The sequence below is a fragment of the Sorangium sp. So ce375 genome (assembly GCF_051473855.1).
In the GTDB taxonomy this organism is placed as follows: Bacteria; Myxococcota_A; Polyangia; order Polyangiales; family Polyangiaceae; genus Sorangium.
In genome coordinates, this window is sequence record NZ_CP150335.1 from 3750865 (window position 1) to 3767856 (window position 16992).

Sequence of the window (16992 nt, forward strand, 5' to 3'; positions counted from 1 at the left end):
GGGGGAAGGGCATCCTGGCCACGCCGTGACGTCCGCACCGTCGACCCCGCTGGTCCCCAAGATGGCCGAGCCACCCGGGCCGGCGTGCGCGGGGGTGGCCGTCCCCGGGACGCTCGCGGCGCAGCACCTCGAGCGCGACGCCGAAAGCAGCCTCGACGCCGCGCTCGCCCTGGCGACAACGCTGCACACGCCGGGGCAGCGCGAGCGCCACCGGCGCCTGCTCGAGCGCGCGATCGAGCAGGCGGACGGCGCGCTGGCCGCCGCCGAGCAGGAGCGCGCCGCCCTCCAGGAACATGAACCGGCTGCTGGCAGGGAACGGCTCCTCGCGACGAGCATGGGCGCCCGTTCGACGTTGGCGAGGGCCCACGCGGCGCGCGCGGAAGACGCGCTCCACGGAGCGGGCCAGCTCTCGTTGAGCGCGCAGCGCGCGCCGACGCGCGAAGCTTGCGACGACGGCTGGCGGCGCGTCGAAGCGATCGTGACCGGCGCCGAGGCCTCGGCCCGCGAGGCGGCGATCCACGCCTCGGAGCTCGAGGCCGGCGCGCCGAGATCGAGGGTCGCGCGCGCGGCGCGCGCGGCAGCTCACAAGGCCGAGGCCGCCGCCCGCGCCGCGCGCAGGATCATCGAAGAGCGAAACCACGCGTACACGTTCCATACGGACAACGGCTTCTCGTTCGGCGAGGGGTGGTACGTCGCCGCGGCCGCCGTCCTCGCAGGCGCGGCCATCCAGGTAGAGCCAGGCAAGCCCGGAACGCCGCAAGCCGAGGCGTTTCTTCGCGATGCGCGCCTGAGCCATCGCCTCCAGGCGTACCGCTCGCGCCCGCGCGCTGTGAAGCAGACGACGGAGATCGTCGCACGCGCCTTCAAGGCCGAGCCGTCCTCCGCCCAGCAGAGGCTCCGCGAGGCGTTTCTCGGGGAGGCGCCGATTCCGGAATCGGTGACCGGCTGGATCGATCGCAGGCTCGCGGAAGCGCGCGCGGGAGAGCCATGCCCGAAGAAGGTGCTGGTCTGGATCCGCGAGGGGATCCATCACCCGCACCGAAACACGACGCTCGCCGAGCTCCTGGAGCTGACGGACCTCGTGCGGCGCACGGGGCTCGTGCCTGTGTTGACGGGCGACGCCCTTCGAGCCGAACGGGTCCCCGAGGGCGCGGTCGACATGACGCTCTTCTGGAAGGACCCCACCTTCCGGCAGCTCGACGCGCGCCGGGCGCAGCTGCAGTTCTTCGAGCACCTGAAGCGAACGCACGGGCTCGCCGGCCAGCTCGGCGTCACGACCGCCGGCATGGATGGCCCCGCGCTCATGGGGCTTCCCACGATGTATCTCACCGATGCGCCGAACGTTCGTATGCGCGAGTGGGTCGGCGCGGTGCCGGGATACCAAGAGGTCGTTCGCGAGAGGGGTTATCTCGAGCGCGTCGGCCGTGTGTTGATCGAGTGGGCCGCAGCTCCGTAGGGTGAACCCAGCGGCCCGCGGCGGCACGAGAGGCGGCGGCGTCGCTCCGGCCGGCGCCGCGCTGGGCGTGAGCCGCTCGCGGCGGCGCGCGATGTCACGGTCGGACCGTGACATGTCACGCACTCGAGCGTGACATGTCACGGCGTCTCCTCAGGCGCGGCGGTCGGACCCCCGGCCCAGGGCGCGCCGCGGCACGCGCCATTCGGCCGGATTTCCCGCCACTCTGCGCTTGCTCTGCGTCCATGGATGTCACGCAGCCGAGGGCGCGCCACGCGGCACGTGTGTTGCTTGATAGCCCGCTGGCTCGCGACAACCCACCACGTGCGCGCGGCGCGGCCGCGCCGTCCTACGGAGCGGACCATCATGATGTTTGCGCCGATACCGATGACGACAAGGCACCTCCTTGCGGGGGCCATCTCTGCTGAGGAGCGGCTCGACGAGGGGGTCGTCTGCGCCAACGTGCCGAGCCCGCTGTCCGCGGTCGCTTTCCACCAGGACGTCGACTGTATCCGTAGGTTCTTCGCCGCGGGGTTCCCGGTGCACCTGGCGGTGCACCGCGTGGACGGCGCCGAGGCGGCGCGCCGGGACTACACCGAGCTGCACACGCACGACGTCCCGGAGATCAACCTGATCCTCCCCGACCTCACAGGCCTCGAGTACCGCCTCGAGCTCGGCTCCAGCGTCCACCATCTCACCGAGAGCACGAGCGTCTGGATCCCGCCGGGCGTCCCGCACTCCGCGAACGTGGTCTGCGGCTCTGGCTACCTCGTCACCGTGCGCCTCGATCACGCGGGGGCGAGATGACACGCGACCTTTCCTGGAACGTCGACGGTGACCCCGAGGCGACGATGCCAGCCATGACGACGCCCAGCGTCGCGCAGGCCTACCGGAGAGGGAGCCTCTGGCAGAAGGGGCGCGGCGAGCGCCTCATCGCGTTCGCGGGCGTGAGGCGGGGCGAGATCGTGCTCGACGTCGGCTGCGGCACCGGCGGCCTCACGCAGCGGATCGCCGAGCTCGTGGGCCCCGACGGGCGCGTCCTTGGGATCGATCCGGACGAGGCGCGGATCGCGCTCGCCCGCCGCACCGCCGGCGCGCCCAACCTGGAGTTCCAGGTGGGCGCGGCCGAGGCCCTCGGCGAGGTCGCCCGGGACCGCCGCTTCGATCTCGTCTTCTCGAACTTCGTGTTCCACTGGATCCGCGACAAACAGGCGGTCCTCCGCGCGTTGTGCGGCCTGCTCCGCCCCGCGGGGCGCATCCTCGTCCAGTGCGTATCGTCGCTCCCCGCGCTCGTCGGGGAGCTCTCGCGGCTCGCGGACCCTACGGGGGAGAAGATCTTGCAGGGCTTCGCCTTCGAGGACGCCGCGGCGCTCGCGCACCACGTCGAGGGCGCCGGCCTGCAGCTGCTCCTCCTGGAGGAGCAGCATGGAATTCACGTCTATCCCACGCTGGACGCGCTGCTGACGTGGTGGCAGGCGACGACGCACGGCCGGTTCGACCCGCAGGCCGTGGAGCCCGCGGCGCTCTCGCGGTTCGCCGAGCAGCACGGCGACGGCGGTGCGTTCCGGGTGCGCGAGACGTTCTGCTGGTTCGAAGCGCGGCTCGCCCCGGTGCACTCGTGGGGACGCGGCGGCTGACCGGGCCGTACGCTCACGGGCGGCGTTGCTCGGAGCGGCCCGCTTCGCTCGATCCATGAGCGATTTTCCGGCCGATGGGCGGCGGACGTGCGCTCCGACTGGCGATGACGATCTCCGGCGGCCGCTGGAGGTGAAGCCGGAGCGCGACATCGCGCTCGATCCGCTGCTACGCTCCCGAGCGGAGGTCGCCGAGCACGGGCCGGCGACGTGGGAGGAAGGGGAGTCCGTGATGTCCATGAAGGAACGCGTCGAGCAGTTCATCGAGCAGGGGCACGCCGAGGGGATGGCGCTGGCGATGGCACAGGCGACGATCGAGCTCTATGAGACCCGGTTCGGCCTCATGCCGCCGGCGCTGCGGTCCGCCGTGGAGGCCACGCACGACCTGAAGACGCTCCGAACATGGCTCCTCCTCGCCGGCGCCGGGACACGCGAGGTGCTGCACGACAGCGTCTCCGCCGGCTCCTCCGCGCGCTCATCCTGACCGACGGCCGACCGCTCCGCCGAACGCGCGTCCGGCGCGCGGCGCGCCGTCGTTCCTCGCCGACGCGAGCGGAGCGCCCCAGCCCGCCGCGAGCGCGCCGGAGGCCGCCGCGCTCGCCACGCCACGCGGCGAGGTGACGGCGCGCCCGAGCGCGGCTAAGCTCGCGCTCGTGCCGTGCCCCCGGAAGACCAACCCCCTGCGCCGCCTGCCCGCGCTCGCGCTCGCAGCGCTGACGGTGATCGCCGGCGCTGGCTGCGTCAGCAAGCCGACGATGCAGCTCGACCACGCCGAGATCACAGGGATCCGCATCGCCTTCCCGCCGAGCCTCGGCATCCTCATGACCATCGTGGTCAACGTCCACAACCCGAACTCGTACGACGTCGCGGTGCGCGCGGTCCGCGGTCAGGTCGTGCTCGCCGGCCGCTACCCGCTGGCGGTCGACTTCCGCGCCGACGGCGACGGCGTATGGCTCCCCTCCGACCGCACGACCCAGGTCCGCGTCCCCGTCAGCGTCCCCGTCGATCTCGGCCTCCAGCTGCTCCGCGAGTCGTTCTCGTCTCCCGTCATCCCGTACCGCTTCAGCGGCCGGGCGGACGTCACCGCGACGCGCACCTTCCGGCTCGAGGCAGACGATTACTCGGTCGACGATCACGGCGTCGTCGCCCGCAACCAGATCGAGGCCGCCCTCGGCGTCATGCGGTAACACCCGCGACGCCCGGGGACCGGCGGGAGGCGGAGGTCTGCTGCCGCGAGCTGGGCCCGCGCCTCGGCCGGGCTACGCACGGCACCCATCGAAGGCGCACTGTTAATCCTACAATTGCGGTGATCGCCTGAGCGCGCCCTCCGCGCGCCTCACTCCGCGAAGACGCTCACCTCGACACCAGCCGCCTTCGCCAGCCCGACGAGGTGCCCCGACCCGCGGCTCTTTTCGAACGCCGCATGAAACACAAGCACCCGCACTATCCCGCTCGCCAGCATCCGCTCGTTGAGGCCCTTCCAGGCGCCACGCTTGTACTTCGCATAGTCCGCCTTGTTCTTCGCCATCGGCTCCACGGCGAGCCCTAGCTCGGCTGCGACGCGTCCGGCGAGGGCGTCCGCGCCCGGCGAGTCACCGTGGATCACGGTCGCCCCCACCGGGAGCTTCGCCAGCTCGCGCCGGATCGCGTCCATGTTGGTCCACGCCACGGCGCCGGCGACGATCACACGCATCGTCCCACCATCCTACCCTCGAAGCGCGCGGAGCCGGAAGATCAGGATGTACGCACCCCCGCCCGGCCTTCCCGGCACAGGGCCCGCCCGCCGAACGATCGGATCACCCGCGACGCGAAGCATCGTCGCGTTCGTTCGAGAGCGCCGCAGCCCAGCGCGCTTCAACCCTCTGCCACGAACCGCCAGGTGACATCGCCGCTCTCGTGCCGGGTTTCGAGATCTCGCACTCCAAGGAGAGGCAGCGTCTTGGTCCAGAATCGAATTGCCCGAGAGTTGTCGTGTATCGCGCTGAGGTGCCACCGCCCTGGATACCGATGGAACAGCAGCTGGAGCGCATGCCGGCCCGCGCCGGTGCCACGACTCCCGTGGATCAAGAAGAACTCCGCGATGCTGAGGTCGACGTCGTCCGGCATGTATCGGAACGGTCGCAGGCCGACACATGCGAACCCGACCGGTCGGGCGTCGCTTGTAATGACGTGCGCTCGCTGGAACGGCTGCGCTGGGTCCTGCTCCGACCGCGGAGCTCGCAGGTTGCCGGGCGGCGTCACGCTCGAGATCCAATCGTCGACGATGTCCGGTTGCCATCGACCGGCCTCGTCCAGAACGTAGAAGTCCGTGTCGAAGCCGGAGATCTCGTGGACATACATTGGCCAGACGTTTCGGAAGAAATTACGCGCTTCCCGGGTGCGCCATGCGTCAATGATGGAGATGTTCATCTCTTCCTCAACATGTGCCTTCGGAGCGCACCTTTCGCCGGTCGGCCCCGCGGGGGCGATCGAGCGCCTCGCGCACGCGGGCGTGGTCGAGCGGGTCGCGGCCGTCGAGGACGAGCTCGACGTGATCCATGCGGTCGCTCCCCCAGAAGAGCTCGTCGCCCACGAAGATCGTCGGCACGCCGAACACGCCCCGGCCGACCGCGCGCGCGGTGCTCTCCCGGAGCGCCTCCTTGGCGGCCGGCGCCGATGCCCGCTCGATGAGCGCGCGGCTATCGAGCCCCTCGCGATCGAGCGCGGCCGCGAGCTCGTCGCGCGAGCCGAGGTCGATGCCTTGCCCCCAGCCGGCCCGGAAGATGGCCGAGACGAGCCGGCGCTGCTCCGCGCCGGCGACCTCGCGCAGCGACAGCCGCAGGGCGAGCAGCGGGTTGAAGGGGTGGACCTTGGGACAGGCGAGCTCGATGCCGTGGAGCCGCGCGTGGCGGAAGGCGTCCTTGTAGGCCCACTCGCGCTTGGGCGGGATCTCGGCGGGCCCGAGCTGGCCCCAGTGGTCGAGCAGGCCGGCGAAGAGCACGGGGTGCACGCCGAGCTCCGCGCCGCGGCGGTCGCAGATCTCCTGGATGCTGAGCCAGGCGAAGTAGGCGTAGCCCGAGATGTAATCGAAGTAGAAGTCGACGCGGCCGGCCATCGCGGGATCCTCAGGTGCTCGTTGGACTGCGCGCTGCGCCGCGGGCCCTCGGAGGAGCCCAGGCGCGGCGCAGGGGATCGTACCATGGTGGTCGTCGCCAGCGGCCAGCCGCCATCAGACGCTCGGCCTGTGCTGCCACGCGCTGCGGAAGGGCGTTATGGCAGCGGAAGGCTGCCTCATCGTTGGTGCTAGCGAGAGCCGACGCCCAGGAGGGCGGTCCTCGAGAGGTGCTGAGGGCCGTCGCCGAACCGCGCGCGCAGCTTGCCGAGGATCGCGTCGCCGAGCGCCTCCCAGCGCTCGGCGCCGAGCTTGTCCCGCAGGAGCACCAGCGGCGCGTTGCTCCGGCAGACCGTGCGCCAGAACTCCTCGGTCGAGGGCACATCCTGGGCGTGCTCCACCTCGTGTACCGAGACCCCCCGAAACCCCGCGGCCTCCATCTCGGCGCGGAACTCGCCTGGATCCCCGAGCGGCGCTTTGCCCTCGCCGAACGGCAGGCCGGGCAGCTCGGCGCGGATGGCGGCGAAGAGCTCGCCCAGGATGGGTGTCGTGTCCATCGGCGTCCAGCTCGCGACGACGGCGCGGCCTCCGGGGCGCAGCACCCGGAGGAGCTCGCGGAGGCCGCGGTCGCGGTCGGGGAAGAAGATCAGCCCGAACATCGAGAAGGCGGCGTCGAAGGAGCCGTCCTCGAAGGGCAGCGCCATGCCGTCGCCGACGCGGGCGTCCACCGCGAGCCCCGCGCGCGCGGCGCGCTCGCGCAGCTGCTCGATCATCGCGGCGGCGAAATCGACCGCGGTCACGCGCGCCTGCCCGGCGGCGAGGAGGGACAGCGTGCCTGGCCCGGCGGCCACGTCGAGCACGCGCGCGCCCGGGGCGAGGCCGGCGAGCCGGAGCGCGTCGGCGGAGTATCTCTCGAAGAGCGGGAGGACGTCGGTCGCGTAATCGCCGGCGACCAGATTCCACGCGGCGGGGGTGGCGAGGGGGCTCGGGGGCTGGGTCATCGGCAGAGGTGCTATCACGGGTGCGCCGCGCGGATCCAGCCGCGTGCGCCCCGGCGCGGCGCTCCCGTGGCCGGCGCTCACGCCCGCGGGGCGATGCGGTGATGTTGCGATGCGGTGATGCGGTGATTACCGCGCGATCGCGCCCTCGCGTCGGTTCGCAACGCGCGCCTGCGCCAGCGCCTTCGGCGCGCCTCTCGCGCCCGCCGCCGCTTCAGGCGAGCTCGCATCAGCATCCGAGTCCGCGCTCTGCTCGTCATCCGCCTTGTCGGCGCCGGCCTCGGTCGCGCCGTGGGGCGGCAGCACGGTCTTCGCGGTCGACACGAGCAGTACGCTGGTCAGAGCGACGACGCTCGCAGATCCGGCGACGAGCACCGCGATATGCATCATTGTGCGCTGGAGGAGGCTCCCTTCATTCAACTTCCGGAAGATCTTCAACATGGTGCTACCTGCCTCGTTCGCGAGCGCCCGCTCGCTGCCAGCGTCTCTGTGACATCTCCTGCGAATGCGAGCGTCGTGCCAGCAGCCATCCGCTGGAACCAGCGCATGGATCGCGGGGCTTCTGGCGCCGCTCTGCCAAAGCTGACACGTCCGCCACCTGTACAATGGCTCATCCTGCCAAAATGACAATCCGTTCTGTGAGCGCTCCGCGAGCGCGTGCGCCGGCGACGGTGGTGCAGGGAAGACAACGCGCGACGGACGCGGTTGCCGAGCCTTCCATGTTTTCGGGCCATGTTTTCGGGTCGCGTCCTTTCCTGTCGATCTGACCCGGCTGACCCGGCTGGACGAGGTGCCTGTCGCTTCGTCCACCACACCCACCGCTCCACCACACGAACACGCGGCACACGTGGCGCACGCGCGGGCTCTTCCTGCGGGGCGAGTCGTCGTCGCCGATCGCTGCCCCCTGCTGCGGGCGGCGGGGTGGGGTAGAGATGGGGCCCATGCTGCTAACCCGCGCCGAAGCCACCGGATTCCGGGAGACCTCCCTGCACGCCGACGTGATGCGGTTCGTCCGGGGGCTCGAAGCCCGCAGCGACCCGCGCCTGCACGTGACCACCTTCGGGACCAGCCCGGGTGGGCGGGAGCTGCCGCTGCTCGTGCTGTCCAAGGACGGCGTGCGATCCCCGGACGACGCCCGCCGCGCCGGACGCCCGGTGGTGCTGATGCTCGACGGGATCCATCCCGGCGAGGTGGAGGGCAAGGAAGCCAGCCTCGCGCTCGTCCGCGATCTGCTCGACGGCCGCCACCCCGACTGGCTCGACGCGCTCGTGCTCCTCGTCGTGCCGCTGTTCAACGCGGATGGCAACGACGCGCTCGATCCGCAGAACCGCCGCCTCGACCTGAAGAAGCTCGCCGGGCAGCCTGGTCCCGTCGTCGGCACCCGCACCCAGAGCCAGGGCATCAACCTGAACCGCGACTACCTCCGCCAGGCCGCGCCCGAGATGCGCCTGCTCCAGCAGGGCGTGTGCATCCCCTGGGCGCCCGATCTCACGATCGACAACCACGCGACAAACGGGTCGGTGCACCGGTTCCAAATGACGGTCGACGTGCCGCACACCGTCGAGTCCGGCCGCGCCGAGCCGATCGCGATGGTGCGCGACCGCCTGATCCCCGACGTGATCGCCGCGGTCCGGCGGCGCGGCTTCGAGAGCGGCTGGTACGGCAACTTCGTCGAGGACGAGCGCGTGCTCGACGCGGACGGCGAGGTCGACCCGGCGGCGCCCGTGGGCCTCGGCTGGATGACGTACCCGCACCATCCGCGGTTCGGCTCGAACTACCGCGGGCTGACGGGGCGCCTCGACCTGCTGCTGGAGTGCTACAGCTACCTCCCGTTCGAGGAGCGCGTCCAGACCGCCTCGGCGTGGCAGATCGAGGCCCTCTCCTGGGTCGCCGCCCACGCCGACGCGGTCCGCGAGGTGGTGGCCGCGAGCGCCCGGCCGCCGGAGCGCGTCGCGGTCCGGTACCGCCTGGAGCCGACCGGGACGCCGATCGACGTCCTGACACGCAGCCCGCGGGCGTTCGACGGCGAGCCGGTCACGCTGCGGATCCCGCACCACGCGCGGTTCGTCGGGACCGCGGTGGTGGATCGACCGCGGGCCTACCTGGTGCCTCCCGCGATCGCCGAGGCCCTGCGCCGGCACGGGCTCCGCGTCGAGCCGGCCGGGGGCGTGTACGACGTCGAGGTCGCCCGGGTGGCGTCGCTCGGCGAAGAGGGCGGCCGCGCGATCCTGGAGGCGGCCCGGGTCGGCGAGGTGTCGGTGCAGTGGCGCGAAGAGGCCCGGCGGGCCCCCGAGGGCTGGTCCCGGGTCGACACCGAACAGCCGCTCGGCGCGATAGCCGTGTACCTGTGTGAGCCGGAGAGCGACGACGGGGCGGTCGAGAACGGCCTGGTGGAGGTGCCCGCCATCGGGGACGAGCACCCGGCGTGGCGGGTCCGATGAGCCCGGAGGGGCAGCGCGTCAGAGCCTCCTGGCCGCCATCGCGAACGCGATTCCGCGGGACAGATCGCGGCGCGTGACGATGCCGCCGAGCTCCATCTCCAGGCCGACAAGCGCCTGAGCAACCTCGGGCCGGATGCCCGTCAACACCACCTCGGCGCCGAGCAGCCGCACCGTCTGGGCGATGCGCGCGAGCGCGCCCGCTGCCTGCGTATCGACGGCGGGGACCCCCGTGACGTCGACGATGCATATCTGCGCTCCCTTCTCGGAGATCTTGCGGAGGAGCGCCTCCGTCAGCTCCTGCGAGCGCTGCTCGTCCAGCGCGCCGATGAGCGGCAGGACCAGCACCTCGTCGCAGATCGGGATGATCGGCGTCGACAGCTCCCGAAGGGTGGCGGACTGCGCTCGCAGCCGCTCCTGGAGCTCCTTGTGCTTGGTGATGACCTCGGTGAACATCATGAGGCCACCGATCTCGCCGGTCTCGTCGTGCCACGGGAAGACCTGCCAGCGCACCCAGTCGATGCGCCCGTCGGCCCGCACGAACGGGTCCTCCTCGTGCCGCTCGCTCGCGCCCGAGAGACAGCGCTGATGGATTTCCTTCCACCGCTGCGGGACCTCGGGGAAGACCTCGTAGTGCGAGAGACCGATGATGTCCGGGTGCAGAACGCCGTAGTCTTCGAGCCAGCGCTTGCTCGTCAGCAGGTAGCGCATGTCGCGGTCGAACAGCGCTACTGCCGCCGGCGTGTAGCTGGTAAGGAGACGTACATAATCCTCTATCCGTCTCATCCCTTCGTCGCGACGGATCTTGTCCTTCTCGAGCTCGCTCACGCGCAGGCGCAGCCGCTCGATCTCCGCGACGAGCTCGTCGTGATCCCGTCCCTGCATGTCACACGCCCCCCATGTTGCCCGAGCGCGCTCATGCCGCGTCGCGCGCGTCCGTGCGAGTCTATAATAACGCCGGCCCACGCACGCAGCCCATCGCTCGCCAAGGGCGGCCATGCGGGCCAGCGGCCGCGCGCTGCCCTTGCCGCCGCCCCGCTCCGCGACGCAAGCTGCGCGCATGGCGCGTCGTCTCGGCACGGCCTACCCCGCCGCTTTCGCTGGCTTTTCAAGAGGAGAGGGCGGACACCTACATCGTCGCCACGCCGGCCGCAGCAGCTCCAGCTTGGCATTTCCGAGACATTCTGCTTTCCCAACACTGCCGATCCGCGCTGGTGCGGCGCTCGGACGAGGCAGGCCATGAGCACAGGGCGTCAAGGATGTCGTTAGCGGAATTTGGGGAACTGGCACGGCGTTCTTGGGCACCCTGGCGCGCTCCTCGTTCCGGGCGAGCTGCCCCGGATGCGGCCGGCCGCCGCGCCAGCGCCACCGCCGCGCGATCCCGATCCAAGGAGAGCCCATGAAGGACCAGATTCCCGGGTTTCTGTTCATCGACCACATCGCCATGGCGGTGCCCGCCGGGCAGCTCGACGCGCAGGTGAAGGCGTACGAGATGCTCGGCTTCCGCGAGGTCCACCGGGAGGAGGTGCGGGGCACGGATCAGGTCCGCGAGGTGATGCTCCGTATCGGCGACAGCGACAACCACGTTCAGCTCCTCGAGCCGCTGTCTCCCGAGTCTCCCGTGCAGAAGCTCATCGACAAGAACGGCGGTCGCGGGGGCTTCGCCCACGTCGCCTACCGGGTCAGCGACGTTCAGGTCGCCTTCGACGAGCTCAAGGCGCGCGGCTTCCGCGTCATCGACGCGGCGCCCCGGCCGGGCTCCCGGGGCACGACGATCTTCTTCGTGCACCCCAGATCGCGCGAGGACGCGCCGTTCGGTCACCTCATCGAGGTCGTGCAGTCTCATGGATGACAAGCTCTTCGCCGAGTTCGCGCCGGTCGCGCTCGCGACCTGGAAGCAGGCGCTCCAGCGGGATCTCAAGGGCAAGACGGCGGACGATCTCTCCTGGGCGAGCGCCGAGGGGCTCCTCGTGCCGCCGATCTTCGCGCCGGATAGCCCCCCGCTGCCGCCGGCCACCGGCGGCCCGCTCGTGGCCTCCCTCGTGGCCGAGCTCCGGAGCGGCGCGCCGGAGCTGCGCTTCACGATGGGGTGCAGCTATTTCTTCGAGATAGCCCGCCTCCGCGCCGCGCGCCTCCTGGCCGCGCGCCTGCGGCCGGGCGCCACGATCACCGCCTCCGTCCCGTCCGCCGCGGTCCCCGGCGACGAGGACCACAAGAACCTCCTCCGCGGTATCGTCGGGATGATGGCGGCCATCGCGGGCGGCGCGGACGACATCGTCGTCATCCCGCCCGAGCGCCTGCTCGGCAACGCGCGGGTCATCCTCCGCGAGGAGGCGCGCTTCGACGCCGGAGACAGCCCTGCGGCCGGCTCCTGGTACATCGAGCAGCTCGCGCACAGCCTCGCGCGAGCGGCGGTGCGGCAGATCGACGACACGATGGAGATCCCCGAGCCGAGCGCGGCCCCGCCGGACGTCGCGTCGCTCGAGCACCTCGGCTTCTCCGCCGGCACGCCGCCGTTCCTGCGCGGGCCGTATACAAGCATGTACGTGGTCCGCCCGTGGACCGTCCGCCAGTACGCCGGGTATTCGACGGCCGAGGAGTCGAACGCGTTCTACCGGCGCAACCTGGCCGCAGGGCAGACCGGGCTCTCGGTCGCCTTCGACCTCGCGACCCACCGCGGCTACGACTCGGATCACCCGCGCGTGGTCGGCGACGTGGGGAAGGCCGGCGTGGCCATCGACACCGTCGAGGATATGAAGATCCTCTTCGATCAGATCCCGCTCGATACGATGAGCGTGTCGATGACGATGAACGGCGCCGTGCTCCCCATCATGGCGTTTTACCTCGTCGCCGCCGAGGAGCAGGGCGTGCGCCCCGAGCTCCTCTCCGGGACCATCCAGAACGACATCCTCAAGGAGTTCATGGTCCGGAACACCTATATCTACCCGCCGGCGCCGTCGATGAGGATCGTCGCAGACATCTTCCGTTACACCGCCGAGAAGACACCCAGGTTCAACTCGATCAGCATCAGCGGCTATCACATGCAGGAAGCCGGCGCGACCGCCGAGCTGGAGCTCGCGTACACGCTCGCCGACGGCCTCGAGTACCTGCGCACCGGGATCGCGTCGGGCATGGATATCGACGATTTCGCCGGGCGGTTCTCGTTCTTCTTCGGCATCGGGATGGACCATTTCACCGAGATCGCCAAGCTGCGGGCGGCGCGGCTCCTGTGGGCGAAGATCGTGAAGGGCTTCCACCCGAAGAACCAGAAGTCCCTGGCGCTGCGGACCCACTGCCAGACGTCGGGCTGGAGCCTCACCGAGCAGGACCCGTTCAACAACATCACGCGGACGGCCATCGAGGCGCTCGCGGCCGTGCTCGGGGGTACGCAGTCGCTGCACACGAACGCCCTGGACGAGGCGCTGGCGCTCCCCTCGGATTTCTCGGCCAAGGTCGCGCGAGACACCCAGCTGTTCTTGCAACGGGAGACCGATATCTGCCGGGTCATCGACCCGTGGGGCGGCTCCCACCACGTCGAGCGCCTGACGGACCGGCTCGCCAGGAGAGCGTGGCAGTTCATCCAGGAGGTGGAGTCCCTGGGCGGCATGGTCAAGGCCATCGAGAACGGCCTGCCCAAGCTGCGCATCGAGGAGGCGGCGGCCCGCAAGCAGGCCCGCATCGACGCGGGCCGCGACATCATCGTCGGGGTCAACGCGTATCGGCTGGAGAGGGAGGCGCCGATCGAGCTCCGCGAGGTGGACAACACAGCGGTTCGCGAGAAGCAGCTCGCGCGGCTGCGCGAGGTGAAGGCCGCGCGCGCGGAGGCCGCGGTGGGCGAGTCGCTCGCCGCGCTCACCCGCTCTGCCGAGACGGGCGAGGGGAACCTGCTGGCGCTCGCCGTCGACGCCGCGCGGCGCCGCGCGACGCTCGGCGAGATCTCCGACGCGCTCGAGCGCGCCTTCGGCCGCTATGAAGCCCCGGTGCGCACGGTGAGCGGCGTGTACGGCGCGGAGATGCGGGACGCGGGCGCTGGCCGCGAGGTGGAGGCGCTCGTGCGCGAGTTCGCCGCCCTCGAGGGCCGCCGCCCGCGCATCCTTGTCGCCAAGATGGGTCAAGACGGGCACGACCGGGGCATGAAGGTCATCGCCACCGCCTTTGCTGATCTCGGGTTCGACGTCGATATCGGCCCTCTCTTCCAGACCCCGGACGAGGTGGCCCGCCACGCCGTCGAGAACGACGTCCACGTGGTCGGGATCTCCTCGCTCGCCGGCGGCCACAAGACCCTGGTGCCCCGGCTCATCGAGGCGCTCGGGGAGGCCGGCCGCGGCGATATCCTCGTGGTGGCGGGCGGCGTGATCCCGCCGCAGGACTACCGCTATCTCGAGGAGCGCGGCGTCGCCGGCGTCTTCGGGCCCGGGACGGTCATCCCCGAGGCCGCGGCGCGGATCGTCCGGACCCTCCTTAAGAGCCTCTCCTTGCAGGAGGCTCGCTAGGTTGAAGCCGAGCCCGAGGCAGCTCGTCGACGGTCTCCTCACGGGCGACCGCGCGGCGCTCGCGCGCGCCATCACGCTGGCCGAGAGCTCGCTCCCCCGCCACCAGGAGCTCGCCGAGGAGGTCCTGGAGCTCTGCCTGCCCCACGGCGGCCGCGCCACGCGCCTCGGCATCACCGGCGTGCCTGGCGTCGGCAAGAGCACGTTCGTCGACGCGCTCGGCGTCCACCTCGTGCGCGATCGGGAGGAGACCGTCGCCGTGCTCGCGGTCGACCCGAGCAGCCCTGTCCACGGCGGGAGCATCCTCGGCGACAAGACCCGGATGCCGCGGCTGGCCAGCGATCCGCGGGCCTTCATTCGCCCCTCGCCGTCGGGCGGCTCGCTCGGCGGCGTGGCGCGGGCCACGCGCCAGGCCATCCTGCTCTGCGAGGCGGCCGGGTACCGCAACATCCTTGTCGAGACCGTCGGTGTCGGGCAATCCGAGGTCGCGGTCGCCGGCATGACGGATTGCTTCCTGCTCCTCATGCTGCCCGGGGCCGGCGACGAGCTGCAAGGCGTGAAGCGGGGTATCATGGAGCTCGTCGATCTCGTGATCATCAACAAGGCCGACGGCGGGAACGAAGACCGGGTCGCGCGAGCGCGCCGAGACTACGAGAGCGCTCTGCACCTGTTCCCGCCGGCGCCTCACGGCTGGGCGCCCGTGGTCTCCGTGTGCTCGGCCCAGGAGGGCCGCGGCGTCCGCGAAGCGTGGGAGATCGTGCTGCGCCACCGCGCGCACATGCTGGAGAGCGGCTGGCTTTTGCGCCGCCGCGCCGCGCAGGCGCGCCGCTGGCTCTTCGAGCTCATCGAGGGGCATTTGCGGGAGGTGTTCCTGCGCAGCGCCGGCGTGCGCGAGCGCCTGCCTGGCGTGGAGGCCCTCGTCGAGGCGGGCTCGCTCAGCCCGCTGCGCGCGGCGCGGCAGCTGCTGGAGGCCTGGGAGCCGGCCAGCAAGGGCTGAGGGGAGAGCGCTGCGAGAGCTCGAGAGGGAGAAGAAACGCAAAGGCGCAAAGGCGCAAGGGAGAGGGATGGAGCTCATCCCTTCTCTTTGCGCCTTTGCGTCTTTGCGTTTCTTCTCCTCTTCTCACCATGGCTCGCGCGGCACGAGCGCCGGGAGCCGCAGGTCATGGACCTCGCGGCCAGCGCGGCCTAGGGTGCCTCCATGCGCGACGTCTGCTGGCGCTGCCGGCGCCCCCGTCCGGTCTGCTATTGCGCGCTCCTGCCCTCCTTGCCGACGAGGACCCGGGTCGTGCTGCTCCAGCACCCGCGCGAGCGGCGGGTGGGCATCGGCACGGCGCGAATGACGCACCTGTCGCTGCCCAACTCCGAGCTGCACGAGGGGGTGGTCTTCGAGGACGACGCCAGGATCGCCGCCCTCGCCGGCGATCGGACGACGGCCGTGCTCTATCCCGGAGGCGACGCGCACCCGGCGGACGGGCCGCCCGTGCGCTCGCTCATCGTGGTCGACGGCACGTGGTGGCAGGCGAGGAAGATGCTCGCGCTGAACCCCCGCCTCGCGGCGGTGCGCCGCATCGGCATAACGCCCCGGTCGCCGGGCAACTACCGCATCCGCAAGGAGCCGCGGCCCGAGTGCCTCGCCACGATCGAGGCGGTGGCCAGCGCGCTCGGCGCGATCGAGGGCGAGCCCGCGCGCTTCGACGCGATGCTGCGGGCCTTCGAGTTCATGGTCGACCGGCAGATCGAGCACCAGGCGCGGAGCACCGCCCCGCGGCGGCGGCGCGCGCCGGCGCCCCCGCCGCTCGCGCCGCTGCGCCCCTACCTCGCGGATCCGGCGAGGCTGGTCCTCGTCGACGGCGGCGCCAACGCCGGCTGGCCGGCAGCGGACGGCGCGGCCGAGCCCAGGTCCGAGCTCGTGCACCTGGTGGCCTGCCGCGCGTCGGGCGAGCGCTTCGAGGCGTTCCTCCGCCCGCGGCGCCCGCTCGGCCCGAGCGTCGCGCACCAGCTCGAGGTGCCCGAGGCCCGCCTGCGCGACGGCGAGGACGCGGGCGCCGCCCTGGGCCGGTTCCGCGCGTTCGTCGGCGACCGCGGCGTGCTGGGGACCTGGGGCGCCTTCACGGTGGACCTGCTCGCGCAGGAGGGCCTCTGGCGCCCGCCGTGCCTCGATCTTCGCGAGCTCTGCGCGCGCCACATGCGCCGGCGGCCCGGCGGCATCGCCGGCGGGGCGCGGGCGCTCCACGCGGGGGAGCCGGCGCCGCGGGGCGCCGGCCGGTGCGGGCGCACGGTGGGGTGGCTCGAGGTCGTCCTCGCGCGCCTGCTCGATCTCGCGGGAGAGGACCACGGCGCGGCGCTTCCGGGAGGATGAGCGCCCGCCGCAGCGAGCCAGCGGGCGCGCTCGTGGATAGCCCGCGTCTCCTCCGGCGCCGGGGATTCACGGTTCATGACGAGCCCGAGCGGCACGAGCGCCGCGGCTTTGCTCGTTGAAGCAACGTCTTGCGCGAGCGAGCAAAAGCCGGCGAGCTCCCATCGAGCGAAGGCCGAGGGCGCAGCGGGGCATGAGGGGTGCATTCAACGAGTCGTTGCTGGGCCAGAGAAGGCGCTTCTTGGCTCGACTGCAACAAGCAACAACCCGAATCTGAAGGACTGAACACTATGAAATCTGCACATCGTCTCATCTCGGCGGCGGCCGTGGTATCCGGATGGCTCGGCGCTACCAGCCTGGCGTACGCGGACGTCATTCCCCCCGCCAGCGGCGGAGGTGGCCCCGCCGCCCTGGCGACGCCGGTGGCCGCTTACGTGATGAGCTTCCTGGCCATCGCCGGACTCGTGGGGGTGCCCCTCGCGCTCCGGCGGCGACATAGCCAAGCCTTCGGGTGACGCAGCGCGAGCGCCCG

17 protein-coding genes are annotated in these 16992 nt (G+C 71.5%); 11 read left to right on the top strand and 6 right to left on the bottom strand.

Annotated elements, in window-relative coordinates:
- Nucleotides 1-25: 25 nt before the first annotated feature.
- The 5 genes from WME90_RS14080 (at nucleotide 26) to WME90_RS14100 (ending at nucleotide 4274) form a co-directional block, all read left to right on the top strand.
- Nucleotides 26-1456 carry a hypothetical protein gene (locus tag WME90_RS14080; protein ID WP_437281620.1) on the top strand — a complete coding sequence of 477 codons (1431 nt, stop codon included), beginning with the start codon at nucleotides 26-28 and terminating at the stop codon, nucleotides 1454-1456.
- A 384-nt stretch (nucleotides 1457-1840) separates the two neighbouring features.
- On the top strand, nucleotides 1841-2260 hold the full coding sequence (locus WME90_RS14085) for a hypothetical protein (RefSeq protein ID WP_437281621.1): 420 nt from the start codon (nucleotides 1841-1843) through the stop codon (nucleotides 2258-2260).
- Between the two features lie 53 nt (nucleotides 2261-2313).
- Nucleotides 2314-3090 carry a class I SAM-dependent methyltransferase gene (locus WME90_RS14090; RefSeq protein ID WP_437281622.1) on the top strand — a complete coding sequence of 259 codons (777 nt, stop codon included), beginning with the start codon at nucleotides 2314-2316 and terminating at the stop codon, nucleotides 3088-3090.
- A 55-nt stretch (nucleotides 3091-3145) separates the two neighbouring features.
- On the top strand, nucleotides 3146-3571 hold the full coding sequence (locus WME90_RS14095; protein ID WP_437281623.1) for a hypothetical protein: 426 nt from the start codon (nucleotides 3146-3148) through the stop codon (nucleotides 3569-3571).
- Nucleotides 3572-3740: 169 nt separating this feature from the next.
- The gene (locus tag WME90_RS14100) at nucleotides 3741-4274 is read left to right on the top strand and encodes an LEA type 2 family protein (protein WP_437281624.1); all 534 of its coding nucleotides are present in this window, start codon (nucleotides 3741-3743) and stop codon (nucleotides 4272-4274) included.
- 149 nt (nucleotides 4275-4423) lie between these two features.
- On the opposite strand, the gene WME90_RS14105 is transcribed toward WME90_RS14100, so the two are convergent.
- The 5 genes from WME90_RS14105 to WME90_RS14125 form a co-directional block, all read right to left on the bottom strand.
- Nucleotides 4424-4780, bottom strand: coding sequence for an SLOG family protein (locus WME90_RS14105; protein WP_437281625.1), 357 nt, complete (start codon nucleotides 4778-4780; stop codon nucleotides 4424-4426).
- Between the two features lie 161 nt (nucleotides 4781-4941).
- Nucleotides 4942-5496 carry a GNAT family N-acetyltransferase gene (locus WME90_RS14110; protein ID WP_437281626.1) on the bottom strand — a complete coding sequence of 185 codons (555 nt, stop codon included), beginning with the start codon at nucleotides 5494-5496 and terminating at the stop codon, nucleotides 4942-4944.
- Nucleotides 5497-5503: 7 nt separating this feature from the next.
- Complete coding sequence (locus tag WME90_RS14115) at nucleotides 5504-6181, bottom strand: 2-hydroxychromene-2-carboxylate isomerase (RefSeq protein ID WP_437281627.1); 678 nt, start codon at nucleotides 6179-6181, stop codon at nucleotides 5504-5506.
- Between the two features lie 188 nt (nucleotides 6182-6369).
- Nucleotides 6370-7179: a class I SAM-dependent methyltransferase gene (locus WME90_RS14120; RefSeq protein WP_437281628.1), complete on the bottom strand. Its 810-nt coding sequence runs from the start codon at nucleotides 7177-7179 to the stop codon at nucleotides 6370-6372.
- A gap of 126 nt (nucleotides 7180-7305) precedes the next feature.
- Nucleotides 7306-7617, bottom strand: a complete 312-nt coding sequence (locus WME90_RS14125) for a hypothetical protein (RefSeq protein WP_437281629.1) — start codon at nucleotides 7615-7617, stop codon at nucleotides 7306-7308.
- Nucleotides 7618-8117: 500 nt separating this feature from the next.
- On the opposite strand from WME90_RS14125, the gene WME90_RS14130 reads away from it, so the two are divergent.
- Nucleotides 8118-9617 carry a M14 family metallopeptidase gene (locus WME90_RS14130; RefSeq protein ID WP_437281630.1) on the top strand — a complete coding sequence of 500 codons (1500 nt, stop codon included), beginning with the start codon at nucleotides 8118-8120 and terminating at the stop codon, nucleotides 9615-9617.
- Nucleotides 9618-9635: 18 nt separating this feature from the next.
- On the opposite strand, the gene WME90_RS14135 is transcribed toward WME90_RS14130, so the two are convergent.
- The gene (locus WME90_RS14135) at nucleotides 9636-10499 is read right to left on the bottom strand and encodes an STAS domain-containing protein (RefSeq protein ID WP_437281631.1); all 864 of its coding nucleotides are present in this window, start codon (nucleotides 10497-10499) and stop codon (nucleotides 9636-9638) included.
- Nucleotides 10500-11013: 514 nt separating this feature from the next.
- On the opposite strand from WME90_RS14135, the gene WME90_RS14140 reads away from it, so the two are divergent.
- The 5 genes from WME90_RS14140 (at nucleotide 11014) to WME90_RS14160 (ending at nucleotide 16975) form a co-directional block, all read left to right on the top strand.
- Complete coding sequence (locus WME90_RS14140) at nucleotides 11014-11466, top strand: VOC family protein (RefSeq protein ID WP_437281632.1); 453 nt, start codon at nucleotides 11014-11016, stop codon at nucleotides 11464-11466.
- Nucleotides 11459-14107 carry a methylmalonyl-CoA mutase gene (gene scpA, locus WME90_RS14145; RefSeq protein ID WP_437281633.1) on the top strand — a complete coding sequence of 883 codons (2649 nt, stop codon included), beginning with the start codon at nucleotides 11459-11461 and terminating at the stop codon, nucleotides 14105-14107. Before WME90_RS14140 ends, scpA begins: the two co-directional genes overlap by 8 nt.
- A gap of 1 nt (nucleotide 14108) precedes the next feature.
- Nucleotides 14109-15101, top strand: coding sequence for a methylmalonyl Co-A mutase-associated GTPase MeaB (gene meaB, locus WME90_RS14150; protein ID WP_437281634.1), 993 nt, complete (start codon nucleotides 14109-14111; stop codon nucleotides 15099-15101).
- A gap of 201 nt (nucleotides 15102-15302) precedes the next feature.
- Nucleotides 15303-16463 (top strand): DTW domain-containing protein, encoded by a 1161-nt coding sequence (locus tag WME90_RS14155; protein WP_437281635.1) that lies wholly within the window; start codon nucleotides 15303-15305, stop codon nucleotides 16461-16463.
- Nucleotides 16464-16750: 287 nt separating this feature from the next.
- Nucleotides 16751-16975: a hypothetical protein gene (locus WME90_RS14160; protein ID WP_437281636.1), complete on the top strand. Its 225-nt coding sequence runs from the start codon at nucleotides 16751-16753 to the stop codon at nucleotides 16973-16975.
- The last annotated feature ends 17 nt before the right edge of the window (nucleotides 16976-16992 follow it).

Excerpts from the sequence above, each read along its gene's own strand:
- WME90_RS14085 (WP_437281621.1), top strand. The coding sequence starts at position 1,841 with ATGACGACAAGGCACCTCCTTGCGGGGGCCATCTCTGCTGAGGAGCGG.
- WME90_RS14090 (WP_437281622.1), top strand. The coding sequence starts at position 2,314 with ATGACGACGCCCAGCGTCGCGCAGGCCTACCGGAGAGGGAGCCTCTGG.
- WME90_RS14095 (WP_437281623.1), top strand. The coding sequence starts at position 3,146 with ATGAGCGATTTTCCGGCCGATGGGCGGCGGACGTGCGCTCCGACTGGC.
- WME90_RS14105 (WP_437281625.1), bottom strand. The coding sequence starts at position 4,780 with ATGCGTGTGATCGTCGCCGGCGCCGTGGCGTGGACCAACATGGACGCG.
- WME90_RS14110 (WP_437281626.1), bottom strand. The coding sequence starts at position 5,496 with ATGAACATCTCCATCATTGACGCATGGCGCACCCGGGAAGCGCGTAAT.
- WME90_RS14115 (WP_437281627.1), bottom strand. The coding sequence starts at position 6,181 with ATGGCCGGCCGCGTCGACTTCTACTTCGATTACATCTCGGGCTACGCC.
- WME90_RS14120 (WP_437281628.1), bottom strand. The coding sequence starts at position 7,179 with ATGACCCAGCCCCCGAGCCCCCTCGCCACCCCCGCCGCGTGGAATCTG.
- WME90_RS14125 (WP_437281629.1), bottom strand. The coding sequence starts at position 7,617 with ATGTTGAAGATCTTCCGGAAGTTGAATGAAGGGAGCCTCCTCCAGCGC.
- WME90_RS14130 (WP_437281630.1), top strand. The coding sequence starts at position 8,118 with ATGCTGCTAACCCGCGCCGAAGCCACCGGATTCCGGGAGACCTCCCTG.
- WME90_RS14135 (WP_437281631.1), bottom strand. The coding sequence starts at position 10,499 with ATGCAGGGACGGGATCACGACGAGCTCGTCGCGGAGATCGAGCGGCTG.
- WME90_RS14140 (WP_437281632.1), top strand. The coding sequence starts at position 11,014 with ATGAAGGACCAGATTCCCGGGTTTCTGTTCATCGACCACATCGCCATG.
- scpA (WP_437281633.1), top strand. The coding sequence starts at position 11,459 with ATGGATGACAAGCTCTTCGCCGAGTTCGCGCCGGTCGCGCTCGCGACC.
- WME90_RS14155 (WP_437281635.1), top strand. The coding sequence starts at position 15,303 with ATGCGCGACGTCTGCTGGCGCTGCCGGCGCCCCCGTCCGGTCTGCTAT.
- WME90_RS14160 (WP_437281636.1), top strand. The coding sequence starts at position 16,751 with ATGAAATCTGCACATCGTCTCATCTCGGCGGCGGCCGTGGTATCCGGA.